We start from the raw sequence: 24,838 nt of genomic DNA on the forward strand, positions 1-24,838 counted from the left end.
CGCGATTCCAGCAGGGCGCCGATGAAGGTCAGATCAAGCGGGCCGCTTCCAGCTCGGCCTTGAGATACGCGTAGAAAATCGGCGCCGCCACGAGCCCAGGCAACCCGAACGCCGCCTCGAACACCAGCATCGCCACGAGCAGCTCCCAGGCTCGCGCCCGGATCTGGCCGCCGACGATGCGGGCGTTGAGGAAGTACTCCAGCTTGTGGATCAGGATCAGGAAGGCCAGCGCCCCCAGACCCACGTAAAGGCCCACCGAGAGCCCGACGACGGTGATGGCGGTATTGGACAGCAGGTTGCCGATGACAGGCAGCAGGCCAACCACGAACGTGATCACGATCAGCGTCTTGGTCAGGGGCAGGTGCACGCCGAACAGGGGCAGCACCCCCAGCAGGAAGATGGCAGTGAAGACCGTGTTGACCAACGAAATCTTGATCTGGGCGAACACGATGTTGTGGAAGGCGTCGGCCAGGCGCGCGCTGCGCAGGCTGAGCTCGGCCGCGAAGGGGCCGACCTGGTGGGTGGGCCGCGTGCGGCTGAGGGCCACGATCGCGCCGAGCACGAGGCCGATCAGGATGTGCACGAGGATGCGCGCCGCCTCTTTTCCGGCCAGTTGCAGCGTGACCGCGTGCGAGCGCGCCCAGTCCAGGGCGGTGACGCGCAGGGCGTCCACGCTGTCGGGCAGGCGATCGACGACGGCCGGGGGCAGTTGCTGACGCGCACGCTCCACCATCGGCATCAGCTTGTTCTGCCACAGATCCTCCGGGTTGCCGATCTGGTTGCGGAAGAAGCTGATGCCGCCGAGGATCAACGCCGTGATCAGGCCGACCACCACCACCCCGACCAGCGCCACCGCCAGCACCCGGGCACGGTCGCCGGAGAGCTTGCGGCCCATCAGCGGCGCCACGGACACGACCACCTCGTAGACCAGCAGGCCCGCGAGCAGCGCGGGCAGCAGGCGCAGGTAAAGCATGAGGAAGAGGCCGAGCCCCGCCGCGACGTAACTGGCGATGCGAACGGTGCGGGTCCGGGATGATGCGGCGTCCATGGAGGGCCTCGCGGTGGATATGGGGTGGCAGTCTGTCAGGACGCGGGGGCGATGTGCCAGAGGGCGCGGGCGTCGTCACCCTGTCGTAAACTGCCCGGACAATCGCCGGCCGTATCGCGATGACAGTCTCCGAGGGGTTTGCCTGATGAAGTCCGTTCCGACCGCGCTCGTCGCGGCCCTTTTGCTCACTGCCTGCGCCACCGGCGCGCCGACGCACCCGCCGATGGTCGCCGCACCGGCCGCGCCCGCACCCGCACCGACGGCACCCGCCGCCGACGACAATCTCAACGCGGTGACCTGGGCGCAGCATGCCAGCGAGCACGACTTCCTCTACCTGCAGACCTACCGCGACGCGGAAGAGAAATTACTCAAAGCAATGAAGGATCCCAGCTGGGACGCCCTGCCCAAGGACGATCGCGCGGCCCATCCGTCGCTCAAGGGACTCAAGCCCGCCGTCGTGCTCGACGTGGACGAAACCGTGCTCGACAACTCGCCCTACCAGGCGCGCCTGATCCGCTCTGGCACGGAGTTCAACGAGGCCGACTGGGCCGCGTGGTGCAAGGAAGGCATCGCCCGTCCGCTGCCCGGCGCGGTTGAATTCACGACCTTCGCCGCCGACCACGGCATCGCCGTCATCTACATCTCCAATCGCGCGAAAGACCTCGACGACGCCACGCTGGCCAACCTGCGCTCGGCGGGCTTCCCGGTGTCGGGCAAAGAGGCATTCCTCGGCCTGGGCACGTTCGTGGACGGCTGTGAGCAGGCAGGCAGCGAAAAGGGCTGCCGTCGCCAGCTCGTGGCGAAAAACTACCGCGTGCTGATGCAGTTCGGCGACCAGATCGGCGATTTCGCCAATGTCTACGGGAACACGACCGACGGACGGGCAAAAGCCATGGCGCCTTATACCGCCTGGATCGGCGAGCGCTGGTTCGTGCTGCCGAACCCCACGTACGGGGCCTGGGAGGCAGCGATGTTCGACAACGATTACACTCTGCCGCGTGAACAGCGTCGCCAGAAGAAGATTGACGCACTAAAGACAAACTAAAACAGCGGGTTAGCAATGATTTCCTCACGTATTGCATTAGCAATGTCGTGCAACTATCATTGCTCCCGCCGAAACCCGCGGTGCCGAAAGCAATGTGGGCAAGGCCATTTCCCTTGCCGGCTTCGGGCCGGATAACCCCGTGAGGCGAAGGTCTCCGGGGTTTTTCTTTGTCAGGCCCCGGAACGGCGCGGTCCAGGCACGCGCAAAGCGCACGTCACTTCCCATCGCCGGCCTCCCCCCGTACCCTCCCTTTCCCGCTCGATGACGGCTGCTCGCCCCATGCCCCGTATGCTTGCCAAGGCCTGGCTGCTCACCCTGGCGCTGTTGCTCCTGGCCGCCTGCGGCAAGGACAAGGAGCCCACCGGTACCCCCGGCGGCGGCTCTCCCGACGACGCCGTGCGCGCCTCGCTCGACCTGCTCCGTGACGGCAAGTTCGACCTGTATTGGCGCCACGCCCTCCCGCCCGCTGACTTCGCCACCCTGCGCGCCGACTGGACGCAGCGAAACGCGGCCAAAGAACCGATCGCGCCGCAGGACCGCCAGCGCTTCGAAAACGGCGTCAAGCGCCTGACCGAGCCCGACGCCGAAAAGAAGCTGTTCGCCGACCTGCGCCCCGTGCTGCTGCGCTTCAACCGCGACTACAAGGACCAGATGCCGCTGATCGCCGGCGTCGCGCAGTCGATGGCGCTGACCGCGATCGACCAGGACAAGGACTTCAACGCCGGCCAGAAGCGCCAGCTGCGCGAGGTCGTCAACATCATCGCGCCCTGGGCGCAGACGGTGGACTGGAGCGACCAGGCCAAAGCGAAAGATGCCATCGCCATCGTGGTAGAGACCGCACGCAACGCCCACCTGTCCACGCCCGAAGCCCTGCACGCGATGGACTTCGACCAGACCATGGCCACCTACGCCACCGCGTGGCAGGGCCTGAAGCGGTTGGTGGCGGTATACGGCCTGTCGCTGGACAAGAGCTTCGACTCGGCGAGCATCGACACCCTGGAGAAAAGCGGCGGATCGGCCCACGTCAAAGTCACCTATACCCTCCTCGACAAGCCGATCCAGACCGACGTCACCCTCGTGCTGCTGGATGGCCGCTGGTACGACAGCGACCTGCTCCAGGACGTGCGCGCCGAACATGCCCAGCTCAACCGCGTGCCCGCTCCCGCCGCCAGCGCGCCGGCCGGACCGGGCAGCGTCGCGCCTCCGGTCACCGCCGCCCACCTGCGCTAGGCCTTACAATCCCACGATGTCCGATATACCGATGAGTGCGGATCCGCACGTCCACGTCGCCCGTTCGCCCTGGTGGTTCACGCTGCTGGGCCGGATGCTCGAGCCCTGGGTCAAGATCAAGCGCGAGCCGGCCGAGCCGGCCTCCCTCCTGCTGGGCGGCGCGTCGGTGTGCTATGCCATCGAGCGCGACGGCACGTCCGACGCGCTGATCCTCGAACGTGCCTGCCGCGAGGCCGGCCTGCCCAGCCCCATGCAGCTGCTCGACCTCCCGGGCCGTCGACGCCGCTCGGTGTTTTCGCTCAGCCGCCGCGAAGGCTGGCTGTTCGGGCGCACCGACAAGCGCGGGCCGAAGGAACCCATCGGCCAGCTGATCCGCGCCTTGGAGGCCGACCCCTCCCGCGACATCCAGGTCGTGCCGGTGTCGATCTATGTCGGCCGCGCGCCCCACCGCGAGACGGGCTGGTTCAGCGTGCTCTTCGCCGAAAACTGGCTCGTCGTCGGTCGTTTCCGGCGAATGCTTGCGCTGCTGCTCAACGGCCGCGACACCGTGGTGCATTTTTCCGCACCGGTATCGCTCCGCAACGTGCTGGCCGAATCGCAAGGCCTCACCGCCGAACGCCTCACCCGCAAGATCGCCCGCGTGCTGCGCACGCACTTCCGGCGTATCCGCGCGGCCGTCATCGGCCCCGACCTGTCGCACAAACGCACGGTGGTCGACGCCGTGCTCAACGCGCAACCGGTACGCGACGCCATCGCGGCGACGGCCAGCAAGGAAAACCTCACCCAGGCCAAGGCCGAACGGCGCGCCCGCGACTTCGCGCTGGAAATCGCCGCGGACTACTCGCATCCCGTGGTGCGCTCCACGTCGTTCCTGCTGTCGAACTTCTGGAACAAGCTCTACGACGGCATCGCCATGCATCACTTCGAGAAGGTGCGCGCCGTCGCGCCCGGCCACGAAGTGGTCTACGTACCCAGCCACCGCAGCCATACCGATTACCTGCTGCTCTCCTACCAGTTGCACCACTCGGGCGTGGTGCCGCCGCACATCGCCGCGGGCGTCAATCTCAACCTGCCGCTGATCGGGCCGCTGCTGCGGCGCGGCGGGGCGTTCTTCCTGCGTCGCAGCTTCAAGGGAAACGCGCTGTATTCGGTGGTATTCAACGAATACCTCGCCCAGCTCGTCGACCGTGGCGTGCCGCTGGAATACTTCATCGAAGGGGGGCGCTCGCGCACGGGTCGCCTGCTCACGCCGCGCGCCGGCATGCTGGCGATGACAGTGCGGGCGTTCCTGCGGGCGCCGCGCCGCCCGGTGCTGTTCCAGCCGGTGTACATCGGCTACGAGAAGCTGATGGAAGGCAAGTCGTACATCGGCGAGCTGTCCGGCAAGCCCAAGGAGAAGGAGTCGCTGCTTGGCCTGATCCGCGGCCTGAAGGTACTGCGCCAGCGCTACGGCCACGTCACCCTCAACTTCGGCGAGCCGATCCTGCTCGAGCCGGTCCTCGCGGCGGCCTCGGCCGACTGGCGCGAATCCACCGCCGATCCCGACGCGAAGCCCGAATGGCTCAATCGCGCGGTCGACGGCCTCGCCGAACAGATCCAGATCAACATCAACCGTGCCGCGGACGTCAACCCGATCAACCTGCTGGCGCTCGCGCTTCTGGCCACACCCAAGCACGCGATGGCCGAAAACGACCTGCTGGTGCAGCTCGAACTCACCAAGACGCTCTTCCAGGAGCTGCCCTACTCCGACCGCGTCACGATCACGCCGATGAACCCGCAAGGCATCGTGGCTTACGGCGAACAGATGGGCTGGATCCGCCGCGTGCGACATCCGCTGGGCGACGTGCTGGTCACCGAGGGCGAGCAGGCGGTGCTGTTGTCGTACTTCCGCAACAACGTGCTGCACCTCAATGCCGCCGCCGCGTGGGTCGCCGCATGCTTCCTCAACAACCGGCGCATGTCGCGCTCGTCGGTGGTGCGCCTGGGCCGCATCATCTATCCCTTCATCCAGGGCGAGCTGTTCCTGCCGTGGGACGAAGACGGCTTCGCCACGCAGTTGCAGGACACCATCGACTTCTTTCTCCGCCGCGGCATGCTCGAATCGCAGGGCGAGGGTCGCCTGCTCGAGCGTGGGCCCGGCCAGGACGACGGCGCCTACCAATTGCGCGTGATCGCGCGCAGCATGCTGCAGGCCTTCGAGCGCTATTACATCGCCGTCGCCGCCCTGGTAAAGAACGGCCCGCACACGATGAGCGCGGGCGAACTGGAAACCGCGTGCACGCTCACCGCGCAGCGCCTGAGCATGCTCAACGAGTTGTCGGCACCGGAGTTCTTCGACAAGGCCCTGTTCCGCGGCTTCATCCAGAAGCTTCGCGAGAAGAAGGTGGTGTGGACCGACGAAAACGGCAAGCTCGATTTCGCCGAAGCGCTGGAAGACATGGTGCGCGACGCGCGCGTCATCCTTGCCCGCGAGGTGCGCCACTCGATTCTCAAGATCACGCCGGGTGGCGAGAACGAGCGCGATCTTGATGCACGCCCGCCCGACGATCCGCAGGCCACGGACACCGGTGACTCGCTCCACGAACGACACGTCGCCAACGAAAAACACCGGCACCAGCCTCACGAAGGGCCTTGATCCCATGCGTCAGGGCGGCGCTCGCCGATGAGCGGCGTTGCGCCGGCCGCCCCCCTTTTTGCGACGTTCACGCCAAGGAGCGACGCCCCAGGGATAGGGTTCCGCCACAGCCGCCCCGGCGCTCGTGCGGGGTGCCGGCCAACCCGCGATCCGCGATCGACGCGCGACTTCGACACCCTCCGCGTCACGCAGCGCGCGCGTTCGAGCGGCTGCTCGCCGACACCATGGAACGCGGCGCCGATGCTGATCGGCGTCTCGTGGGGGCGCTCTTCGAGCCGGGCGTCATCCGCGTCACCGCATCCATAGAGACCGCGCGGTCGACATCGTCCCCGGCCTGCCGGTCGGTCGCGATGAGTTCGTCACCGGCCTGCAGCCGCTCCCCTGACCGACACGGCAAAGTCCGCGAGGACGACAGCGCCTCGCGGGCGAGCCTTCGTAGACTGGGCGTCTCCCCATGCAAAGGATTGCCCGTGGACATGCTTCCTCCGCAGGCCCCGCCTGCCCTGGTCGTCTCCTCCCAACAGGACATGCTCGACACGCTCCAGCGCCTTGCCGGCCTGCAGGCGTGGCGCGGCGACATCGCGCAGGCCCTTCCTCCGCTACCGGATTCGCCGACAGCCGGCGAACGGGGGGATCATCTCTATCGCCTCGCCCAGTTCTGGCATGACCCGCAAGCGGCGAGGACGCCTGCGTTGGGTGCGCACCTGGCCGCGGTGATGCGCGACGAGGCGCTGCTGCGAGGCTTCGACGGGACCCTCGACGAGCGGGCGCGTGACATGGCGGTCGCGTTCGCCCGGTCGACCGAACGATCGCCACCGACGCCGCTCCAGGGCCACTTGCTCATGGTAGGAGGCATGCCGCACGCGGGCTCCGTCGTGGTCACCGGTGCACCGGACGACCCGGCGATCGTCTTCCTGCCGGAGGTCGGCTGGGAACGTTTCACCGATCGCCAGGCATTGCTCGACGCGATGGAACAGCGGTTCCGCCAGGCACAGAACGATGGCATCGAGCCACCCGGCGTCTCGCTGCTGGGCATCGACGATGCCCCCTCCGATCGCATCGTCACCCTCTCGGCCCTGCAAGGAGCACCGCTTTTCACGCTCGCGTCGGTGGTGATCGCGCGGCAACGCGAGCGGCTGGACGCGGCATGGAGCCTTCTGTTCGACACGACGCTCTCTGCCGACGAACGCCGTCTGGCGATCGACGCGATGCGTATCGCTGCACGACTGGACATGCTCCCGGACGTCCGACGCCTGATCTCGGCGCACGAGCGCCGCCTGCTGCAAAAGGTGACGGACGAGCGGCTGGCGCAGGCCGCGCCCGACGTGGCAAACGACTGGCGTCGCTCATGGAAGGCATACGACGACCTCCAGCGCGTCGCCACGAACTGGACGTGGGTGGACCTACCCAACATCGAAACCTTCGCCATCCAACGGCTCGACGACGCGCTTCGCGCCATCGGTGCGACGACACCCGCCGGCGACGTCTTCGTCGACATCTACAGCTGCGGTTGCCAGATCCCGCCCACGGGCCGCCGGCGCGTCTACCACTTCGTCAAGCGCGTTCCCCTCGTGGAACTGGCGCTCGAAAACGTCCCGGACTGGGAAGTTCGCCAGTTCGCCGCGGTCGATCGCACGGGACGATCGCTCGAACGCGAACTGACACCCGATCGCGTGCACACGCTCATTCGGGACGTCGACGTCGCCGGTCATTATGCGCGGCTCATCCGTACGACCTTTACCGGATCCATCGAAGCCGACATGCGTCGCGCGCTCGCGCTCGGTGCCCTGACGATTCGCCTGCGGATGGATGCGGAAGAAGCCCGGTTGTCCGCACACCTCTCCGAAGACATCCCGCACCTCGCCGGTGGGCCGCTGCACGATGCGGGCTATGCCTGGGTCGACGCCATGCTCGATGCGCCCGCGGCCAGGAACCGACGCAAGGACGGGGGGCACGACATCATGGCGAAGCAGGTGACGTACAAGGGCGTGCCCGTGGCAGGCGTGTTTACCCTGTCCTCGTCGTCCACCTATGAGAAGCGGATCGTGGCCTACACGCCCGGCGCACCGGACGGCGTCGTCTTCCGGGAGTTCACCGATCGCGATGCCCTCGAACGCGAATTCCTCTACGCGCTTCGTTTTGAGGACTACCTTCTCGAACGTCTTCCTCCACGTTTCGCCACGACGGCACCCAATGGCGTGCGACGTTTCGACGTGTCTTCCGCCACACGCCTGAGTCGGTGGGTGTTCGGCGGCATGCCGGCCCACAACACCACCCATACCGACGAGGCGTTCGGCGAGCGCGTGGTCGACGGTCACCTTCTTGAGGCGCTCTACGATGCGGAAGTCGACCTGCGCGAGGCGCAGGTCCGCCTCCTGGCACGCAGCAGCAGCGAGGCCGACGCCGATCACTTCCGCCTCGATCCGGCCGCCTTCGCCCGAGGCTTCGCGCACTTCATCGGACGCGCCCCGATGGCCGGCTGGCGCTTCTACGACCAGGTCAAGCAGCGCGATCCGGCGGGGGCCTTCGTCGAGTTCACGGCCGCCTACACCGCGTTGCTGGACTTCGGCCTGCTCGTGGCACTCAAGCCGGCGCTCGCGCATTCGGTGATCGTGCGCGGCGCCCATCGGACGCTTCGGTTGCGGCTCGCCCGCGTCGACCTGACGACCGCCGCCGACCTCTTCGAAGCACGATTCGCGATCACCTGCGGCAAGTGCGCGCGATCGATCGCCAACGCGCACGGCATCCATCAGGTCGACGGCCAGAACCTCATCGCGCACGGCGGAAAAATGTACGCGGTGCAATACGACGCCGTCGCCCAGACCTGGCGCCTCACCCGTCCCGCTGCCCTCGACAGCCATTTCACCGGCCCGGCCGTGGTGCACGTGGGCGAGGGACAGTGGCAATACCGCACCGACCTCGGCCTGCTGGGCGGCAGCCCGCCGGTCGGATCGACCGACGCGTTGCTGCGCAAGCACCGCCACATCGAGGACCTGCATGGCCTGAACGACGCACAGATCGGGCGCTTTGCCCGACACCTCGTAGCGGGCAAGGGCTCGGACGCGGGCGCAAAGAAACTGGCCTGGCGCCGGATCCAGCGCGCCCCCCTCACCACAGTGGAACGCCAGCGCTGGGACGCCGCGCTGGCCTGGTCCCGATCGGAGGCGCCCGCGTCGGCCGTCGCCTCACCCACGCCCAGGCCGCCTGTGCGCGTGGACGCGCTGCCGGCGCCCGCCGCCAGCGGCGCCGGGCAGGGCCTGACCCACGAGGCCACGCCCGTGACGCGCGCGTTGTGGCCCCGCTATGTGTGGCACTACACGGACGACGCGGGCTTCTACGCGATGCGTGGCGAGGGGTTCAACTGGCTTACCCAATCCGAGGCCCATCGGGGCTTCCCGTCCGGCGCGTACGTGACCACGCTCGATCCGGCACGGAACGACCTCGACCAGGTCGCCGCATGGCTCAGCGGGCGCAACCCATGGACGCGCCAGGCCAACCGGCCAGGCATGGTGCAACACTGGATCAAGCTCGACCTGGAGGCGCTGCCGCCGGGTTACGAACTGCATCGGGTAAGCAACGTGCATGAAAGCACGTACCTGATCCGTCCGCCGCGACTGACCGGCGGCGGGCATGCCGGCGATGTTCCGGGCGCCCTGCCCGCGGTGCCGCTGCGCGGGATCATCCAGGGCGTGGGGCACCGGCCGAAGTCGTGAGGGGCGGGCGTCGCCGGCACGGGGTGCGTGAGGGCACGGCAGGCCGGAACGGGCATTCATCCGACAGGCTCGCGGCGTGACGGCCGCAGGGGTACCATGCCCGGATGGATAATCCGAAAACCACCCATTTCGGCTTCCGCGACGTCCCCGTCGGCGAGAAGCAGAAGCTCGTCGGCCAGGTGTTCACGTCGGTCGCCCGCAATTACGACCTGATGAACGACCTCATGTCGTTCGGCGTGCATCGCCTGTGGAAGCGCCACTTCGTCGCGGTGAGCGGCGTGCGTCGCGGCGATCGCGTGCTCGACCTGGCCGGCGGCACCGGCGACATCGCCGCGCTGCTCAAGCCGGTGGTCGGCGACGAGGGTGAGGTCGTGGTGGGCGACATCAACGCCGCCATGCTGGGCGTGGGCCGCGACCGGCTCACCGACCGGGGCCTGGTGGCCGGCCTGCGCTGGGCGCAGATGAACGCCGAGATGCTGCCCTTCCCGGACAACCATTTCGACGCCATCACGATCGCCTTCGGCCTGCGCAACGTCACCGACAAGGAAAAGGCCCTCGTCGACATGCTGCGCGTGCTCAAGCCTGGCGGCCGCCTGCTTGTGCTCGAGTTCTCGAAGGTGCAGAGCCCACTGCTCTCCAGGCTCTATGACGTGCACTCGTTCAAGGTGCTGCCCCGCCTGGGCAAGCTCTTCGCCAACGACGCGGACAGCTACCGCTACCTCGCCGAGTCGATCCGCAAGCATCCCGACCAGGGGCTGCTCAAGGACATGATGCTGCGTGCCGGCTTCGGTCACGTCGAGGTGCGCAACCTCACCAACGGCATCGTCGCCATTCATCGGGGTTACAAGCTGTAACCGCCGGGCCGGGCCACTCGTCCCCGGGTACCCGGCCACCGATGGCATACTGGTTCCTCATCCCCTCGTGGAACCCCGCATGCGCCTGCTCCCCTTCGCGGCACTCACCGCCGTCTTCCCTGTGGTCGCCATGGCCGCCGATCCGCATTCGTACGCCCAGCCCGACCAGGTGCGCGTCACGCACCTGGATCTGGACCTGACCATGGATTTCGCCAAGCGTGAACTGGCGGGCAGCGCCACGCTCAAGCTCGACTGGAAAGACGCGAAGGCCCGGAGCCTGGTGCTCGACACACGCGATCTCACCATCGGCCGCGTCGAAGGCGTCGACCCGACCGGCAAGACGTCGCCGTTGCCCTTTGTCCTGGCGCCACGCGACAAGGAACTGGGCTCCAAGCTCACCATCCAGGCGCCGTCGCACCCGGCCAGTGTGCGCATCGTCTACACCACCTCGCCCCAGGCCTCCGGCCTCCAGTGGCTGACGCCGGCGCAGACCGCGGATAAGAAGCAGCCTTTCATGTTCTCTCAGTCCGAATCCATCCACGCGCGTTCGTGGGTGCCCCTGCAGGATTCGCCGGCGATCCGTTTCACCTACGATGCGCACGTCAGCGCGCCGAAGGGCATCCGCGTCGCGATGAGCGCCATCAACGACGCGACGCATCCCCTCGACGGCGATTTCCGCTTCGACCAGCCGCACCCCATCCCGTCGTACCTGCTGGCGATCGCCGCCGGCGACATCGCGGTGAAGCAGACCGGCCCGCGCAGCGCGGTGTATGCCGAGCCATCGGTGGTCGGCAAGGCCGCGCATGAATTCGAAGACACCGAAAAGCTGATCGAGACCACGGAGAAGCTCTACGGACCCTACGCCTGGGGACGCTACGACATCCTGGTGCTGCCGCCGTCGTTCCCGTTCGGCGGCATGGAAAACCCGAACATGACCTTCGCCACGCCGACCGTGCTGGTGGGCGACAAGAGCCTGGTGTCGCTGGTCTCGCACGAGCTGGCGCATTCGTGGTCGGGCAACCTGGTCACCAGCGCGGCGTGGCGCGATATCTGGCTCAACGAAGGGTTCACCACCTACGTGCAGGGCCGCATCACCGAGGCCGTGTACGGCAAGACGCAGGCCGACGAAGAGGCGTTGCTTTCCGCACGCGAACTGCAGAAGACGATCGGCGAGATGCCGGAGAACGCGCAGAAGCTCGCGCCCGACCCGCGCGGCGTCGGTGCCGACGATTCGCTGTCGTCGGTCGCCTACGACAAGGGCTCGTGGTTCCTTCGCACGCTCGAGCAGCGCTTCGGTCGCGACACGTTCGATGCGTACCTCAAGGGATATTTCGCGCATTTCGCCTTCCAGAGCATCGACACCGAAACGATGTTCGCCTACCTCAAGGCCAACCTGCTCGACAAATACCCCGGCAAGATGAGCGAGGCCGAGGCCCGCGCATGGATCTGGCAGCCGGGCATCCCCAAGGACGCGCCGCTGCCGTCGTCGCCGCGGTTCGATGCCATCGACAAGGAACGCAGCGCCTTCCTTGCCGGCACGCTCGACGCCAGCGGCCTCGACGCCAAGGGGTGGAACACGCAGGAGTGGATGTACTTCCTCGATCGCCTGCCTGACGTGACGCCGCTCGACCGCATCCGCGCGCTCGACGACGCCTGGCACCTCACCGGCACGCCGAACGCGGAAATCGGCATGCGCTGGTACGCCCACGCGATCGCGGCGGGCGACAAGAGCGTATGGCCGGCCGCCGCCGAACACATGACCCGGATCGGCCGCCTCTACCTGACCACGCCGCTGTATCGCGCGCTCGCGCAGACGCCGGACGGCCTCGCCTTCGCCCGGGCGACCTACGCCAAGGCCAAGTCCGGTTACCACCCCCTCACCCAGCAGGCGGTGGAACGGATCCTCGCCGACGGCCCCAAGAAAACGAAGTGATCTCCCGGCCCTCGGGGCACCCTGGCGGTGTCCCGAGGCTTGCATCCTGACGCCCGGCCCCGCATCGTGCGGGCGTCCCCGTTCCCCCCGGTTTTCGTCCCATGGCTACCCCTTCCCGTTCGCCGTCCGAGTCCCGCCCCCTGTGGCAGCGCCTGCTGCTGCGGCGCCTGAAGTTTCTCGTCGTCGTCGCCGCCGTGCTCGGCATCGGCGCGGGCCTGGTCTACCTGTTTGCCCCCTCGCTGCTGCTGAAGGCCGACGCAGCGCGCCTGGCGATGCAGGCGCATGTGGAGAAAAAAACGATCCAGGCCGGCGACACGCACTGGTCGTATTACGAAGGCGGCGACGGTCCGAACATCGTGCTGCTGCACGGCTTCGCGGCCAACAAGGAAACCTGGCTGGAAACGGCCAAGGAACTCACGGCGCACTTCCACGTGATCGTGCCGGACCTCCCCGGCTGGGGAGAATCCTCGCGTACCGAGGGCGGTGACTACGGCATCACGGCCCAGGCCGCACGCCTTGAGCCGTTCTTCGCCGCTGTGGGCATGCAGCGTTTCATGCTGGTGGGCCACTCCATGGGCGGCGCCATCGCCGGCGTGTACGCCGACCAGCACCACGAGCGCGTCGCCAGCCTGGTGCTGATGGATGCCCTCGGCCTCACCTTCAAGGAAAACGACTTCACCCGTGAGGTGAAAGCCGGCAAGAATCCGTTCCTGTGGGAAAACCGGGCTGATCTGGAATCGCTCCTGGCCCTCATCTTCCTCCAGCCGCCGCACATCCCGCCGCGCCTGGAAGACGCACTGCTCCAGCGCAACCGCGACGACCATGCCTTCATCGCGCGCACGTTCGACGAACTGCGCCGGCCGGAGCAGGCGCTGTCGCTCGACCCGGTGATCGGCCGCCTGCCGATGCCGGTGCTGGGCCTGTGGTGCCACGACGACAAGGTCATCGACGTGTCCGCGCTCGACACGCTGCGCAGCGGGCTGAAAAGCTCCCCGGCGATCGGCGCCACGGTTCTCAACGGCTGCAACCACATGCCGTTGCTGGAAAAGCCCGAAGAGACCGCACGGATCATCACCAGCTTCGCGCTGGCGCATTGACCCCCGCCATCAAAGGGGGCCCGATCGCATCGGCGATCCGGCGCCAGCCGTCCGTGCCATCGCGCGGACGACGTCGTTCGCCCTCGGTAGCCTGAGGATTCGCGGACACGATCCGCTCCCACGGGCAGCGGCGTCATTCGCGTTGGCTGACCGGAGAATTCAGGCGCAGGGCGCGCTCTGCCACGCCGGGCCGACGGGCCGGTCAATCGGCTACGTCGGCGACCAGGCGATCCAACTGCCTCTTCAACCCGCTGCCGTGCGCGCGCAGCCAGGTTCGCTGCGCCTTGTGGTCGGGCAGGACGCTCTCGACCCAGTGCCAGAATCGCGGCGAGTGATTGCGCACCTTCAGGTGACACAACTCGTGCACGAGCACGTAGCGCAGCGCCGCGGGTGGCGCGAGGGCGAGTGCCAGGTCGAGATTGATGCGGTCGCGCGTGTCGAGGCTGCCCCACAGGCTCTTCAGCGGACGGATGCGCAACGCCGTCGGCGCGGCGTTGATCAGAGGAATGTACGTAGGCAACCACCGTGAGACATCGCGGCGGATCTGCGCTTCGAAGAAACTCGCCAGCAAGCCACGGGCTACGCCCAGCGCCCGGGTAGGCGGCCTCGGAATCACCAGGGTAAGGCTACCGGGCGCGTGCTCCACCTTCGGATACGGCCCTTCGGCCCAGCGCAGTTCGATATCGTCGCCCCGGAACGGAAACGTCGCAGGCACCCCCACGCGCAAGGCAGGTAACGGCTCGGCATCGAGATGGAACTCGCCGAGTTTCTGCTCCAGCCAGTCGGCGTGATGACGCAGGAACGCCGTCATCTGCGCCGTATGCGTGCCATGGGGATAGGTGAGGCGGGCACCTTTGGGCGTGACCGTGAGACGCAGGCGGCGCGCACGGGGGTGCGCCGCCTTGAGCACGCGGATCACGCCCCCTGTGGACGTGGAAAGTTCGAGCCAGTCGCTGTCGTCTGCCGCCATGTCGCAAGCCTCGTGCCGATCCCGACGAACATCCCACCGCTGCGCGTCAACGCCTGCGACGCGGCCGCTTTCGCGCTACTCGGGACGGGGCAGCTTGAACCACGCTTCGATCTTGCCAAGGAGGCGCTCGTACTCGAGCGCCATGAGCGCGAAGTTGGCATCCATTTCCGCCGCAGCCGACTCGTGACTGTCGGCCTGCTCGTCGAGCACCACGTCGGTGAACTTGATTTTACGCAGGATGAGGTCTTCGCCAAGTACGAAGGAAATGCGGTCGTCGAATACCAGACCCAACTGGAACACCTGTTTACCGGTGCGAAGGTGCTCACGGATCTCATCGGTATCGAGATCTTGTCGACGGCAGCGGGCGATCGCCCCGGAGGCCGTGGCGGGGTCGCGCAACTCACATTCGTCGCCCAGCGCGAGGCCCCCCGGAAGGTTGCCCGTCGCTACCCAGTGCGTCATCAGGATGCGCGGCGACTCCTCCGGCGCCAGCGGCACGGCCGGGAAGCTGCCCAGCGCCGTGCGGATCTGGCTCAGGGTGTTCTCGGCGGACTTGCGACTGGAGGTATCCAGCACCAGCCATCCGTTCTTCTTGTCGGCATAGCCGCGCATGCGCGAGCTGCGCACGAACGCGCGCGGCAGGAGCTCGTTCATCACGTCGTCCTTGATTCGCTTTCGCTCGCGACCGCTCACCTTGCGGCCTTCTTCCTCGGCGATCTTCTGCACGCGACTGGCGAGCTCGTCGTTGACCACGGCGGACGGCAGCAGCTTGTCCTCGCCGCCCACGCTGACCATGACGTTGCGACCCACGGCGTGGGTCAGCGCTTCGTCGTTGCGGCCTAGCGGCGACACGAATCCCTTTGACGAAAGCTCCATCGGGCCGACGGGACGCAGCCGGTGTTCGGGCAGCGCTTCGTCGAGGCGTTCGAGGTCATCGGCGACGGAAGCGGAAAAGCGGAAAAGCGTCAGGTTGCGAAAGAACATGGATCGGTGAGTCTCGTGCGAAGGAGGGCCGTGGCGGGCAAGAACGCCCGCCGGCGGAGAGGTGTCGCGTCGTTCAGGCGACGACCGTCGCGATCGCGTCGGCGACGCGGTCGATGTTGCCGTCATTGAGCGCAGCCACGCAGATGCGGCCGGTCCCGACAGCGTAGATGCCGAACTCCTCGCGCAGTCGATCGACCTGCGCCGATGACAGGCCCGAATAGGAGAACATGCCGCGCTGGTCTTCGATGAAGCCGAAATCGCCCGCCCTGGCCAGGCGTTCGACGAGGCCGCGACGCATCGCGCGGATGCGCTCGCGCATCTGGCCCAGTTCGGCTTCCCACGTGGCACGCAGGCCCTCGTGGTTGAGCACCGCCGATACCACCGCCGCACCGTGCGTGGGCGGGTTGGAATAGTTGGTGCGGATCACCCGCTTGAGCTGCGACTGCACGCGTACGGCCTCGTCGTGCGAGGCCGTGACGATGGAGAGCGCGCCGACGCGCTCGCCGTAGAGCGAAAACGATTTGGAGAACGAGCTGGCGACGAAGAACGACACGCCGGCATCGGCGAACATCCGCACCGCGGCGGCATCGGCGTCGATGCCGTCGCCGAAGCCTTGGTAGGCAATGTCCAGGAACGGGACCAGGCCTCGCGCGCGCACCACATCGATGACACAGGCCCAGTCGGCCTCGGTCAGGTCGACGCCCGTCGGGTTGTGGCAGCACGCGTGCAGCACCACGATGGCGCCGGCCGGCAGGCTCGACAGCGCGTTGAGCATGCCGTCGAGGTTCAGGCCGTGCGTGGCGGCGTCGTAGTAGGGGTATTCCTGCACCGTGAAACCGGCGTTTTCGAACAACGCGCGATGGTTTTCCCAACTCGGGTTACTGATAGCCACCGGCGCGGCAGGGCTCAGGCGCTTGAGGAAATCGGCGCCGATCTTGAGCGCGCCGGTGCCGCCGAGCGCCTGCGCGGTCACCACGCGGCGATCGGCCAGGAGCGGCGACGTCGCGCCGAAGAGCAGCGTCTGCACGGCGGCATCGTAGAGCGCGATGCCGTCGATCGGAAGATAGCCCCGGGGCAGTTGGGCCTCGAGCCGGGCTTTTTCTGCCTCGCGCACCGCACGCAGCAGCGGCACGTGGCCTTTCGCGTCGTAATAGACGCCCACGCCAAGGTTGACCTTGTCGGCACGCGCGTCGGCACCGAAGGCTTCGTTGAGGCCAAGGATCGGATCGCGCGGCGCGAGTTCCACGGAAGAGAAGAGAGTCATGATCGGCGGGCCCTGGATCTGGAAAGACGGAAAGGATCAGTCGTTGTCGTCGGCGCTGTCGCCACCGGCCAGCCACGCGTGTGCGTCGGCCATGGCCGCGCCGTCACGCGCGCCGAGCGCACGGAAGTCGAACAGGTCGCGGTCGGCGAGCTGCGAAGGCGCCACGTTGCCCAGCGCGCGGAACATCGTTTCGGCACGCCCGGGATGGTTTTTTTCCCAATCGGCGAGCATGCGCTTGATCACCTTGCGCTGCAGGTTTTCCTGCGATCCGCAGAGGTTGCAGGGGATGATCGGAAAGGCGCGGGCCTCGGCGTAGGCGGCGATGTCATCCTCGCGACAGTAGGCCAGTGGCCGGATCACCACATGGCGGCCGTCGTCGGACTTCAGCTTGGGCGGCATGGCCTTGAGGCTGCCCTGGTAGAAGAGGTTGAGGAAAAACGTGCCGAGGATGTCGTCGCGATGGTGGCCCAGGGCGATGCGCGTGATGCCGTTGTCGGCCGCCCATTGGTAGAGCGCGCCGCGGCGCATCCGCGAGCACAGGCTGCACATCGTCTTGCCCTGGGGAATCACCCGGGTGACGACGCTGTAGGTGTCCTGCTCGATGATGTGGAACGGCACGCCACGCTCGGCCAGGTAGTGCGGGAGCACGTGCTCGGGAAAATCCGGCTGCTTCTGGTCGAGATTGACCGCCACCAGCTCGAAGCGCAAGGGCGCCTTCGCCTGCAACGACAGCAGCATGTCGAGCAGGGTGTAGGAATCCTTGCCGCCGGACAGGCAGACCATGACCTTGTCGCCCTCCCCGATCATCCCGAAGTCGGCGATGGCCTGGCCCACCTGCCGACGCAGGCGCTTGGCCAGCTTGGCGGCTTCGTAGGTCTGTTTACGGGTGGCGTCGGGCGAGGCGGACATCGGCGGGGGCTTGGCAGGACGGGCGGCCCCCTATTGTAGCCGCTGCGCAAGGCTTCGCCGGGCGTTAGACTGCGGGTTCCCTTTTCGCCGGCCGACGCCATGCAGGTTCCGGACCCCATCGAGCTGACCCGGCTCCTCGCCGAGCTGAAAACCGAGCACCGCGAGCTCGATACGGCCATCGCCCACCTCGCCGACACCGTCGGTCGCGACGAGATCCAGCTGACCCGGATGAAAAAGCGCAAGTTACAGCTGAAGGACGCCATCGCCCGCGTCGAGAGCCGGCTCATCCCCGATCTGGATGCCTGAACGTGACGCCCATCCCGCTCGAAAATGCCCACGTCACGCTCGAACCCCTCGGCCTGCATCACGTGGGGCCACTGGAACGCGCCGCGGCCGATGGTGAACTGTGGAAGCTCTGGTTCACGTCCGTGCCGTCCCCTGGCCAGATGACCGCTTACGTCGAGGCGGCCCTGCGTGGCCAGCAGGCGGGCCGGATGTCGCCCTGGGCCGTGCGTGAGAACGTGAGCGGCGAGATCGTGGGCACCACCCGCTACTACGACATCGTCGAAGATCCCCCGCGCCTGGCCATCGGCTACACGTGGTACGCGCGGCGCTGGCAGCGCAGCCACCTCAACACGGCCTGCAAGCACCTGCTCTTCGCCAACGCCTTCCAGAACGAGGGCGCGGTGGCGGTGGAATTCCACACCGACGCATACAACCAGGATTCCCAGCGCGCGATCGAGCGGCTCGGTGCCCACCGCGAGGGTGTGCTTCGCGCCCACAAGCGGCGGCCCGACGGCTCCCTGCGCGACACCGTGTGCTACAGCGTGCTGGCCACCGAGTGGCCCGATGTCGACCGCTGGCTCCAGCTGCGCCTGTCCCGCCTCATCAGCCTTCGATAGGCGGCCGCCCGGCGCGCTGCGCCCCTCACCGACGCGCCACCCGATCCCCCGCCGGCGGCCGCACCACCAGCGTCGCCGTCATGCCCGCCGCCAGCACGGTGCCCTCGGGCAGGTGGGCCGTATCGATCCTCACCCGCACCGGCACGCGCTGGGCCAGCCGTACCCAGTTGAAGGTCGGGTTCACCGAAGCGAGCAGGTCGCTGCCCGTGGGGTTATCGGCATCGGTGATGCCCCGGGCGATGCTCTCCACCGTGCCGTTAAGGTGGACGCCGCCGCTCAACAGGCGAATGTCGACCGGATCGCCGACGTGCACGCCCGGCAGCTTGGTTTCCTCGAAATACCCGTAGATCCAGTACGAATGGCTGTCGATGAGCGCCAAACGCGCGGCGCCCGCGTTGGCGTAGTCGCCCACGCGCACGTCGAGGTTGGTGACGTAGCCGTCCACCGGCGCACGCACTTCGGTGCGGTCCAGGTTCAGTTCGGCCAGGGCCAGTTCTACCTGCGCCTGGGCGACGGCGGCCAGCGCTTGCTGCTGGGAGGCGCCAGCCTGCTTGGTGCTGGCCTGCGCGGCCTGCCAGCCGGCGCGTGCGGCGTTGGCCGCGGCCAGGGCGTTGGCCTTGTCCTCCGCGGAGATCACGTTGTTGATGAGTTTCTGCCGGCGCTGCGACTGGGCCGCGTACATCTCGTAATTGGCCCGGCTCTGCTGCGCGCTCGCCGACGCGGCGTTGATCGTGGCCCCCGACGCCCGCGCGGCGGCCTCCGCCGCATTCACGTTGGCCTGGGCCTGGGCGACCGCGTTCTCGTAGCGCGAGCGATCGACCACGAAGAGCAGGTCGCCCTTCTTCACCGACTGGTTGTCCACCACGCGCACGTCGGTGACCAGGCCGGCCACGTCCGGGGCGATGCGCACCACTTCCGCGCGCACGCGGCCGTCGCGCGTCCACGGGGAATACATGTAGTGCTTCCAGAGGAAGTGGCCGGCGATCGCCGCGAGGACGACGACGATCGCGGTCACGGCTATGCGAACGACGGAGGCGAGTTTCATGGCGGGGTACTCAGAACAGGAAATACGCAAAGGCGCCAAAGACGCAGACAAAGGCGGCGAGGCGGAACAACGACGGGTGCCACACCAGGCGATAGAGCCCGAACCGCCCGGCCACGGCGTCCAGCGCCCACAGCACCAGCAGCGACACGACGAAGACGACGAGCAGCCCCGGCACGAGCGCGTCGCCGAGGGCGATTTCACGGGGCATGGGCGATCTCCTTGGCGAGGGGCGCATCGGGCATGTACGCGGCAACGGCCGATTCGCTGTCGAGCAGCGCCATGCGGATGAGGCTGAGGTGTTCGAGCAGGTAAGCCTGCCCGTCGTGTTCGCAGACGCCGGAGATCGCGGTCGCCACCGCGTCGCGGGCGGCCACGTAGGTGGCCACGTCGGGCGAGGTGTAGAAACGCGCGAGGCGATCGAGCGCCGTGGCGAGATACGGTCGCAGCGCATCGGGCACGTCGCGGCCTGCCATGTCGTGGCGCATCTCAATCACCGCGCGGCCGGTCTCGTGCACGGCGAGCGCCCACGCGATCAGCGCCCGCGAGTCCGCGCTGCCCGGTTCGGTCTGCGCCACCACCTGGCTGACGAGGTCGTTGTTGACGCTCTCGAAGCGATGACGCAGGCCGGGCAGCGGCGCGTTCGCCGCCAACGCCACCTGGCCGCGCAGGCGGGCCATGAGACGTCGACGCAACCACGGACTACCGACCGCCGGGGGAATCACCACGAACGCCGCGGCCGCCGCACCCAGCCCGATGATCTGCGCGATAGCATCGTTGATCGCATGCGCCGGATCGAAGACCTGGATGTTGTTCAGGCCCAGCAGGTAGGTGAGGCCGAAGGCCCACCCCAAACCGAAGGACGCGGTCTTTGGCGTGAACATCATGACCAGCCCGACCGCGATAAACGGAAACACGCAAACCGCCATCAGGCCGAAGCCGTCCACCTGGGTGAGGATGAAGAAGAGGCAGATGAACGCCATCGTCATCCCGCAGAGATAGCCCAGCATCACGATCCACGTGGTGCGCGTTGGATTGGGCGCGGTAGCGAACAGCCCGGCAAAGACGGTCGCCAGCAGCATCGCGCTGGAGCCGAACGGCCAGGCGCTCTGGATCCAGAAGGCGCCGAGGGCGAGCATCGTCAGCGTGGCACGAGCCATGGCGATGCCCGCGCCGAGGAAATCGTTGCCCCGGTCGAAACGCACGCGCTCGGCGGAGATGGTCGGAAACGGCCGCGACGACTGCAGGGCGGCCGCCGACTCGACGTAATCGTGCAGTTCGTCGGCAAAGCGGCGGATCAACGCCGCACCGGTATCGAAGTCGCGCAGGTCCTGCGCGTCGGCCAGGGAGGCCCGCAGGGACACCACGTCCGCATCGATCGCCTTGCGTGCGTCCACCAGCGGCGGCAGCAGCGCCTGCGCCGCGCGACCCGCACCCAGGGGGCCATCCAGGCCCTTGCGCAGGGGGGCATAGAGCCGAATGAGCGCATCGGCCGCTCGCTCGCGATGCGCACGCTTGAGCCGGTTGATGAGGTGGTGCAGCGACTGGAAACTCGTGGACGTCGCCATGAAGCGCTGGTTGAAAAGGCGAAGGTGGTTGCTGCGCGCGCGTGTCTCCACGTCTTCGAACACCACCGAACTGCGCAGGTCTTCCAGGGTGACCGCCGCGCGCACGAAACGCAGGTGTGCGTTTTCCATCGCCTCGCGAGGCACCACGCCGCCCACGGCACCGCGGACGAAGGCGATGAAGTCGGTGAACTGCTCGCGGCCCGTTCGGCGCATCACGTCGCGCATGCGCGCGGGAAACACCGCCTCGCTCACCACGCCACTGACCAGCAGGCCCAGCAGCACCTCGCTCATGCGCGCCCACGCGGAGTCGAAGACGTTCAACGGCGCATTGATTACCGGCACGGCCACCAGCGCGGTACCGTAACCGGCCAGCACGAAGGCGTAGGACTTGAAGTTGCGGTAGAGCGTCGCACCGGCGGTACACAGGCCGATCCACACCGACAGCGAGAGCAGGAAGAGCACGCGCTGCTGGGCGAACGCCGACACGATGACGATCGCCACCAGCGTGCCGACCACCGTGCCGATGCCGCGGTAGAAGCTCTTGGCCAGCACCATGCCCGATTGCCGGTTGGCGACGATGATGGTGGTGAGCATCGCCGACGAGGGCGACGGCAGCGCCAGGCGCATGGCGATCCAACCGGTGAGGAAGAACGCGATGAGCGTCTTGACCACCAGCAGCCACACCGAGGCCTCCTCGCGCAGGGCTTCGACCAGCACCTGGCGAAACGCGGGCGTGCGTTGGGTGGAATCGACGGCAGCCATGGCGATCTGCTTACTCCCCGAACCCGGTCAGCATCTTCTTGAGCAGGGTCTCCAGTTGGGCCTGCTCGGCGGCGGACAGGTGACGGGTCTGCCGGTGCAGGAGCGTCACGATGTCAGGGAGGAAATGATCGATCAGCTCAAGTCCTTCCGGCGTGAGCGACAGGGCGACCTTGCGCCGGTCGCCCTCGCTGCCCGCCCGCGCGATGTAGCCCATCTCGCACAGTTCAGTCGTCAGGCGGGTGACGTTGGCCGACTTCTCGCCGGCCGCCCCGGCCAGTTCCGACGGGGTGAGCGTGTTGTCCGGGGCGCCATACAGCATCATGAGGATGTTGTATTCGGCGTGGTTCAGCCCGTGGGGGCGCATGACCGCGTTGGCCTGGTCGTGGATTTCCTTGTAGATGTGCTTGATCAGGCGCACGAGCACGGCTGGCGCCCGGGGAAACGCCGGGTATTTGCGTCGTGTGACGTCGAGGCGGGCTTCGGTCGGGGCGAAATCGCTCATCGGGCGGTCCAGCGGCAGGAAACTTACGACATAAGCATATTATTCATTTCTGAATTATCAATGTCTGTAGTTTTTGCCTGTTCGCCTCCGTTCTTACCGTTCGATACGCAACCGGTGGAAGCGACAGATGTCGGCACCCTCCTCCATCAACGTCCGCCGCGTCCGATCAATCCAACCCTGGTTCAACGGCCACCACGTGGTCACGATGGCGACGAAAGGCGTAACGCAGGCCGATTAACGCACGAAGGCCGCCGTCGCCGGCGGCCTTCGTGCGTTACGCCCCGGCGATAAGTCAGATCCGGAAGCCGCCCACCACGGCCTCTAGCGTGCGCGTCTGGTCTTCCATCGCCTTGGCGGCCGCGGCCGCCTCTTCGACCAGGGCCGCGTTCTGCTGGGTCATGTCGTCCAGGTGGGTGACCACGCCGCTCACCTGCTCGATCCCCTGGCTCTGCTCGGTCGTGGCCGCCATGATTTCGTCCATGAACGTGGCGACGTGCGTGACGCTGGCGGTGAGTTCGCCGATGCGCTGACCGGCAACCTTGGCCAGTTCCGCACCCTGGGCCACGTCGTCCACCGATTCGGCGATCAACGCCTTGATGTCGCGCGCGGCCTTCGCCGAACTCTGGGCGAGGCTGCGCACCTCGCCGGCCACCACGGCGAAGCCGCGGCCCTGCTCGCCGGCGCGCGCCGCTTCCACCGAGGCATTGAGCGCCAGCAGGTTGGTCTGGAAGGCGATGCCGTCGATCACACCCACGATATCGGCGATCCGCGCCGACGAGCGGGTGATGGCATCCATCTTGACCACCACGTCGTCCACCGTGTCGCCGCCACCGCGCGCCGCCTCGGCTGCTTCGCGGGCGAGCGTATTGGCTTGCCGCGCGCTATCGGCGTTCTGGCGGACCGTCGCGGTAAGTTCTTCCATCGATGCGGCGGTTTCCTCCAGCGCGCTGGCCTGCTTTTCCGTGCGCTGGGAGAGGTCCATGTTGCCCGTGGCGATCTGCGATGCCGCCGACGAGATCGACGACGAGCTGTCGCGCACCTGGCGCATCATCGACTGCAACCGCGCGACGAACCCGTTGAAGCTGTCGACCACGCCGTTGTATTCGCTACCCGACCCCTGATCCAGGCGACGGGTGAGATCGGCTTCGCCGGAGTTGAGATCGTCGATATTGGCCTTGAGCGTGCCCAGCTGTTTCATCAGCGCGCGGATGCCCAGCACCAGCGCGACCAGGAGCAACACCGCCAGCGGCAGCTGCACCGCGGCGAGCTTGCCGAGGATGCGTGTGGTGTTCGCGGTGAGCAGCCGCGTGGGCAGGCTCGTGGCGAGCACCCACGGCGTGCCCGTGACCGGCTGGAGGAACAGCGTGTGCGATTCGCCGTCGACGTCGTAATCGCGCTCCACCTGGCCGCCCTTGGCGATACCCGGCAGCGCGTCCTTCACCTGAGCGATCATCGCCGAACTGCCGGCGAGGTCGGCCAGCTTCTTCAGCACGATGTCGTCCTTGATGTACGTGCTGTTGCTGACGATGGTGCCGTTGGGCTCCACGATCAGGATCTGACCGTGCACCTTCTTCTCCATGTCGGCGACGAGGCGGTTGAAGAAGCCCAGCGTCACGTCGACGGTGGACACACCGAAGATGTCGTCGCCCTTGTAGATGGCCATCGCGCAATTGGTGCGAGGCTGGGCGCTGGCATCGTCCTTGTAGGCATCGGCCCACAGACAGTGGCCGCGAGGCGCGCTCAGGCCGTTCTTGTACCAGCTCTGCTCCCAGTACTTCAGGGCGTCGGGCTGGTTCCAGTGGGTGTTGACCACCAGCTTGCCGCTCGCGTCGCGGGCGAAGAACGTGCTGTCGCGCTCCTTGGTCGGTTCACGCTTGAACGGCAGCGGCCAGATACCTCCGCCGAACACGTCGACGTCGCCGTACTGGTCGACCAGGCCCGGCTGCAGGCGATCGATGGAGGCGCTGTCCATAAGCGCCACGGTCTGGGTGATGCTGCGCTGCTGGGCTTCCACCTGGTGCAGCTTGTTGGTGATGACCGTGCCGATCTCGTCCACCTGCCGACCTACCAGTTCGGCCTCGGTGTCGCGCAGATCGGGACTGACGAACAGCCGGATGACGATGAAGGTCAACGCCACGAGGAGAAGGAAATAGAGTGCCAACGCCGACGTGTAGCGGGCTTGGGTCGACTTGAGGAAATTCACGCGTAGGGACCGGAAGGGGGCTGAGGACACCGCTTGACGGCCCGCCGCTCGTAATCTTTAGTTCACAAAGATGAAATATCTGTATTTGTGACAAAGATCACAATGTAAGCGTTTACATGAACTTACCGATATGTATCGAAAGCGTTTGCCAAGGATGGCAACAGGTCGATCCGACGC

The 24,838-nt window shown here is 67.1% G+C and carries 19 protein-coding genes; 9 read left to right on the plus strand and 10 right to left on the minus strand.

The genetic code is table 11. The features are described from left to right. Positions 1-28: 28 nt before the first annotated feature. Complete coding sequence (locus PI246_RS15195) at positions 29-1,048, minus strand: AI-2E family transporter (protein ID WP_320552157.1); 1,020 nt, start codon at positions 1,046-1,048, stop codon at positions 29-31. Between the two features lie 145 nt (positions 1,049-1,193). Between PI246_RS15195 and PI246_RS15200 the strand changes: the two genes are divergently transcribed. The 7 genes from PI246_RS15200 to PI246_RS15230 all read left to right on the plus strand — a co-directional run bounded on the left by PI246_RS15200 (position 1,194) and on the right by PI246_RS15230 (position 13,555). Continuing rightward, positions 1,194-2,093, plus strand: a complete 900-nt coding sequence (locus tag PI246_RS15200; protein ID WP_407069824.1) for a 5'-nucleotidase, lipoprotein e(P4) family — start codon at positions 1,194-1,196, stop codon at positions 2,091-2,093. A gap of 279 nt (positions 2,094-2,372) precedes the next feature. Further along, positions 2,373-3,323, plus strand: coding sequence for a hypothetical protein (locus PI246_RS15205; protein WP_320552158.1), 951 nt, complete (start codon positions 2,373-2,375; stop codon positions 3,321-3,323). 16 nt (positions 3,324-3,339) lie between these two features. Further along, positions 3,340-5,958: a glycerol-3-phosphate 1-O-acyltransferase PlsB gene (gene plsB, locus PI246_RS15210; RefSeq protein ID WP_407069825.1), complete on the plus strand. Its 2,619-nt coding sequence runs from the start codon at positions 3,340-3,342 to the stop codon at positions 5,956-5,958. A gap of 476 nt (positions 5,959-6,434) precedes the next feature. Next, the gene (locus tag PI246_RS15215) at positions 6,435-9,671 is read left to right on the plus strand and encodes a DUF6543 domain-containing protein (protein WP_320552159.1); all 3,237 of its coding nucleotides are present in this window, start codon (positions 6,435-6,437) and stop codon (positions 9,669-9,671) included. 104 nt (positions 9,672-9,775) lie between these two features. After that, positions 9,776-10,525, plus strand: a complete 750-nt coding sequence (gene ubiE, locus PI246_RS15220; RefSeq protein WP_320552160.1) for a bifunctional demethylmenaquinone methyltransferase/2-methoxy-6-polyprenyl-1,4-benzoquinol methylase UbiE — start codon at positions 9,776-9,778, stop codon at positions 10,523-10,525. 79 nt (positions 10,526-10,604) lie between these two features. Then, on the plus strand, positions 10,605-12,458 hold the full coding sequence (locus tag PI246_RS15225; RefSeq protein ID WP_320552161.1) for a M1 family metallopeptidase: 1,854 nt from the start codon (positions 10,605-10,607) through the stop codon (positions 12,456-12,458). A gap of 101 nt (positions 12,459-12,559) precedes the next feature. After that, a complete protein-coding gene (locus PI246_RS15230; RefSeq protein WP_320552162.1) occupies positions 12,560-13,555 on the plus strand; it encodes an alpha/beta fold hydrolase in 996 nt (331 codons plus the stop codon). 202 nt (positions 13,556-13,757) lie between these two features. Here PI246_RS15230 and PI246_RS15235 read toward each other — a convergent pair whose 3' ends face one another. The 4 genes from PI246_RS15235 to ttcA all read right to left on the minus strand — a co-directional run bounded on the left by PI246_RS15235 (position 13,758) and on the right by ttcA (position 17,682). Continuing rightward, entirely contained in the window at positions 13,758-14,525 is a 768-nt protein-coding gene (locus tag PI246_RS15235) for a M48 family metallopeptidase (protein WP_320552163.1), read from the minus strand. A gap of 75 nt (positions 14,526-14,600) precedes the next feature. Beyond that, positions 14,601-15,509, minus strand: a complete 909-nt coding sequence (locus PI246_RS15240) for a recombination-associated protein RdgC (RefSeq protein WP_320552164.1) — start codon at positions 15,507-15,509, stop codon at positions 14,601-14,603. 73 nt (positions 15,510-15,582) lie between these two features. Next, the gene (locus PI246_RS15245; protein ID WP_320552165.1) at positions 15,583-16,773 is read right to left on the minus strand and encodes an amino acid aminotransferase; all 1,191 of its coding nucleotides are present in this window, start codon (positions 16,771-16,773) and stop codon (positions 15,583-15,585) included. Positions 16,774-16,809: 36 nt separating this feature from the next. After that, positions 16,810-17,682 (minus strand): tRNA 2-thiocytidine(32) synthetase TtcA, encoded by an 873-nt coding sequence (gene ttcA, locus PI246_RS15250; RefSeq protein WP_320552166.1) that lies wholly within the window; start codon positions 17,680-17,682, stop codon positions 16,810-16,812. A 99-nt stretch (positions 17,683-17,781) separates the two neighbouring features. Here ttcA and PI246_RS15255 point away from each other — a divergent pair, with 99 nt between their 5' ends. Continuing rightward, complete coding sequence (locus PI246_RS15255; RefSeq protein ID WP_320552167.1) at positions 17,782-17,988, plus strand: YdcH family protein; 207 nt, start codon at positions 17,782-17,784, stop codon at positions 17,986-17,988. 2 nt (positions 17,989-17,990) lie between these two features. After that, positions 17,991-18,584: a GNAT family N-acetyltransferase gene (locus PI246_RS15260; protein ID WP_320552168.1), complete on the plus strand. Its 594-nt coding sequence runs from the start codon at positions 17,991-17,993 to the stop codon at positions 18,582-18,584. A gap of 25 nt (positions 18,585-18,609) precedes the next feature. On the opposite strand, the gene PI246_RS15265 is transcribed toward PI246_RS15260, so the two are convergent. The 5 genes from PI246_RS15265 to PI246_RS15285 form a co-directional block, all read right to left on the minus strand. Then, positions 18,610-19,629 (minus strand): HlyD family secretion protein, encoded by a 1,020-nt coding sequence (locus tag PI246_RS15265; protein ID WP_320552169.1) that lies wholly within the window; start codon positions 19,627-19,629, stop codon positions 18,610-18,612. A gap of 10 nt (positions 19,630-19,639) precedes the next feature. Then, the gene (locus PI246_RS15270; protein WP_320552170.1) at positions 19,640-19,837 is read right to left on the minus strand and encodes a DUF1656 domain-containing protein; all 198 of its coding nucleotides are present in this window, start codon (positions 19,835-19,837) and stop codon (positions 19,640-19,642) included. Further along, positions 19,827-21,956 carry an FUSC family protein gene (locus PI246_RS15275; RefSeq protein ID WP_320552171.1) on the minus strand — a complete coding sequence of 710 codons (2,130 nt, stop codon included), beginning with the start codon at positions 21,954-21,956 and terminating at the stop codon, positions 19,827-19,829. Before PI246_RS15275 ends, PI246_RS15270 begins: the two co-directional genes overlap by 11 nt. Before the next feature lie 10 nt (positions 21,957-21,966). Then, positions 21,967-22,458 (minus strand): MarR family winged helix-turn-helix transcriptional regulator, encoded by a 492-nt coding sequence (locus PI246_RS15280; RefSeq protein ID WP_320552172.1) that lies wholly within the window; start codon positions 22,456-22,458, stop codon positions 21,967-21,969. A gap of 292 nt (positions 22,459-22,750) precedes the next feature. Then, entirely contained in the window at positions 22,751-24,661 is a 1,911-nt protein-coding gene (locus tag PI246_RS15285) for a methyl-accepting chemotaxis protein (protein ID WP_320552173.1), read from the minus strand. Positions 24,662-24,838 lie beyond the last annotated feature (177 nt).

It is taken from the genome of Luteibacter sahnii (assembly GCF_034063545.1).
In the GTDB taxonomy this organism is placed as follows: Bacteria; Pseudomonadota; Gammaproteobacteria; order Xanthomonadales; family Rhodanobacteraceae; genus Luteibacter; species Luteibacter sahnii.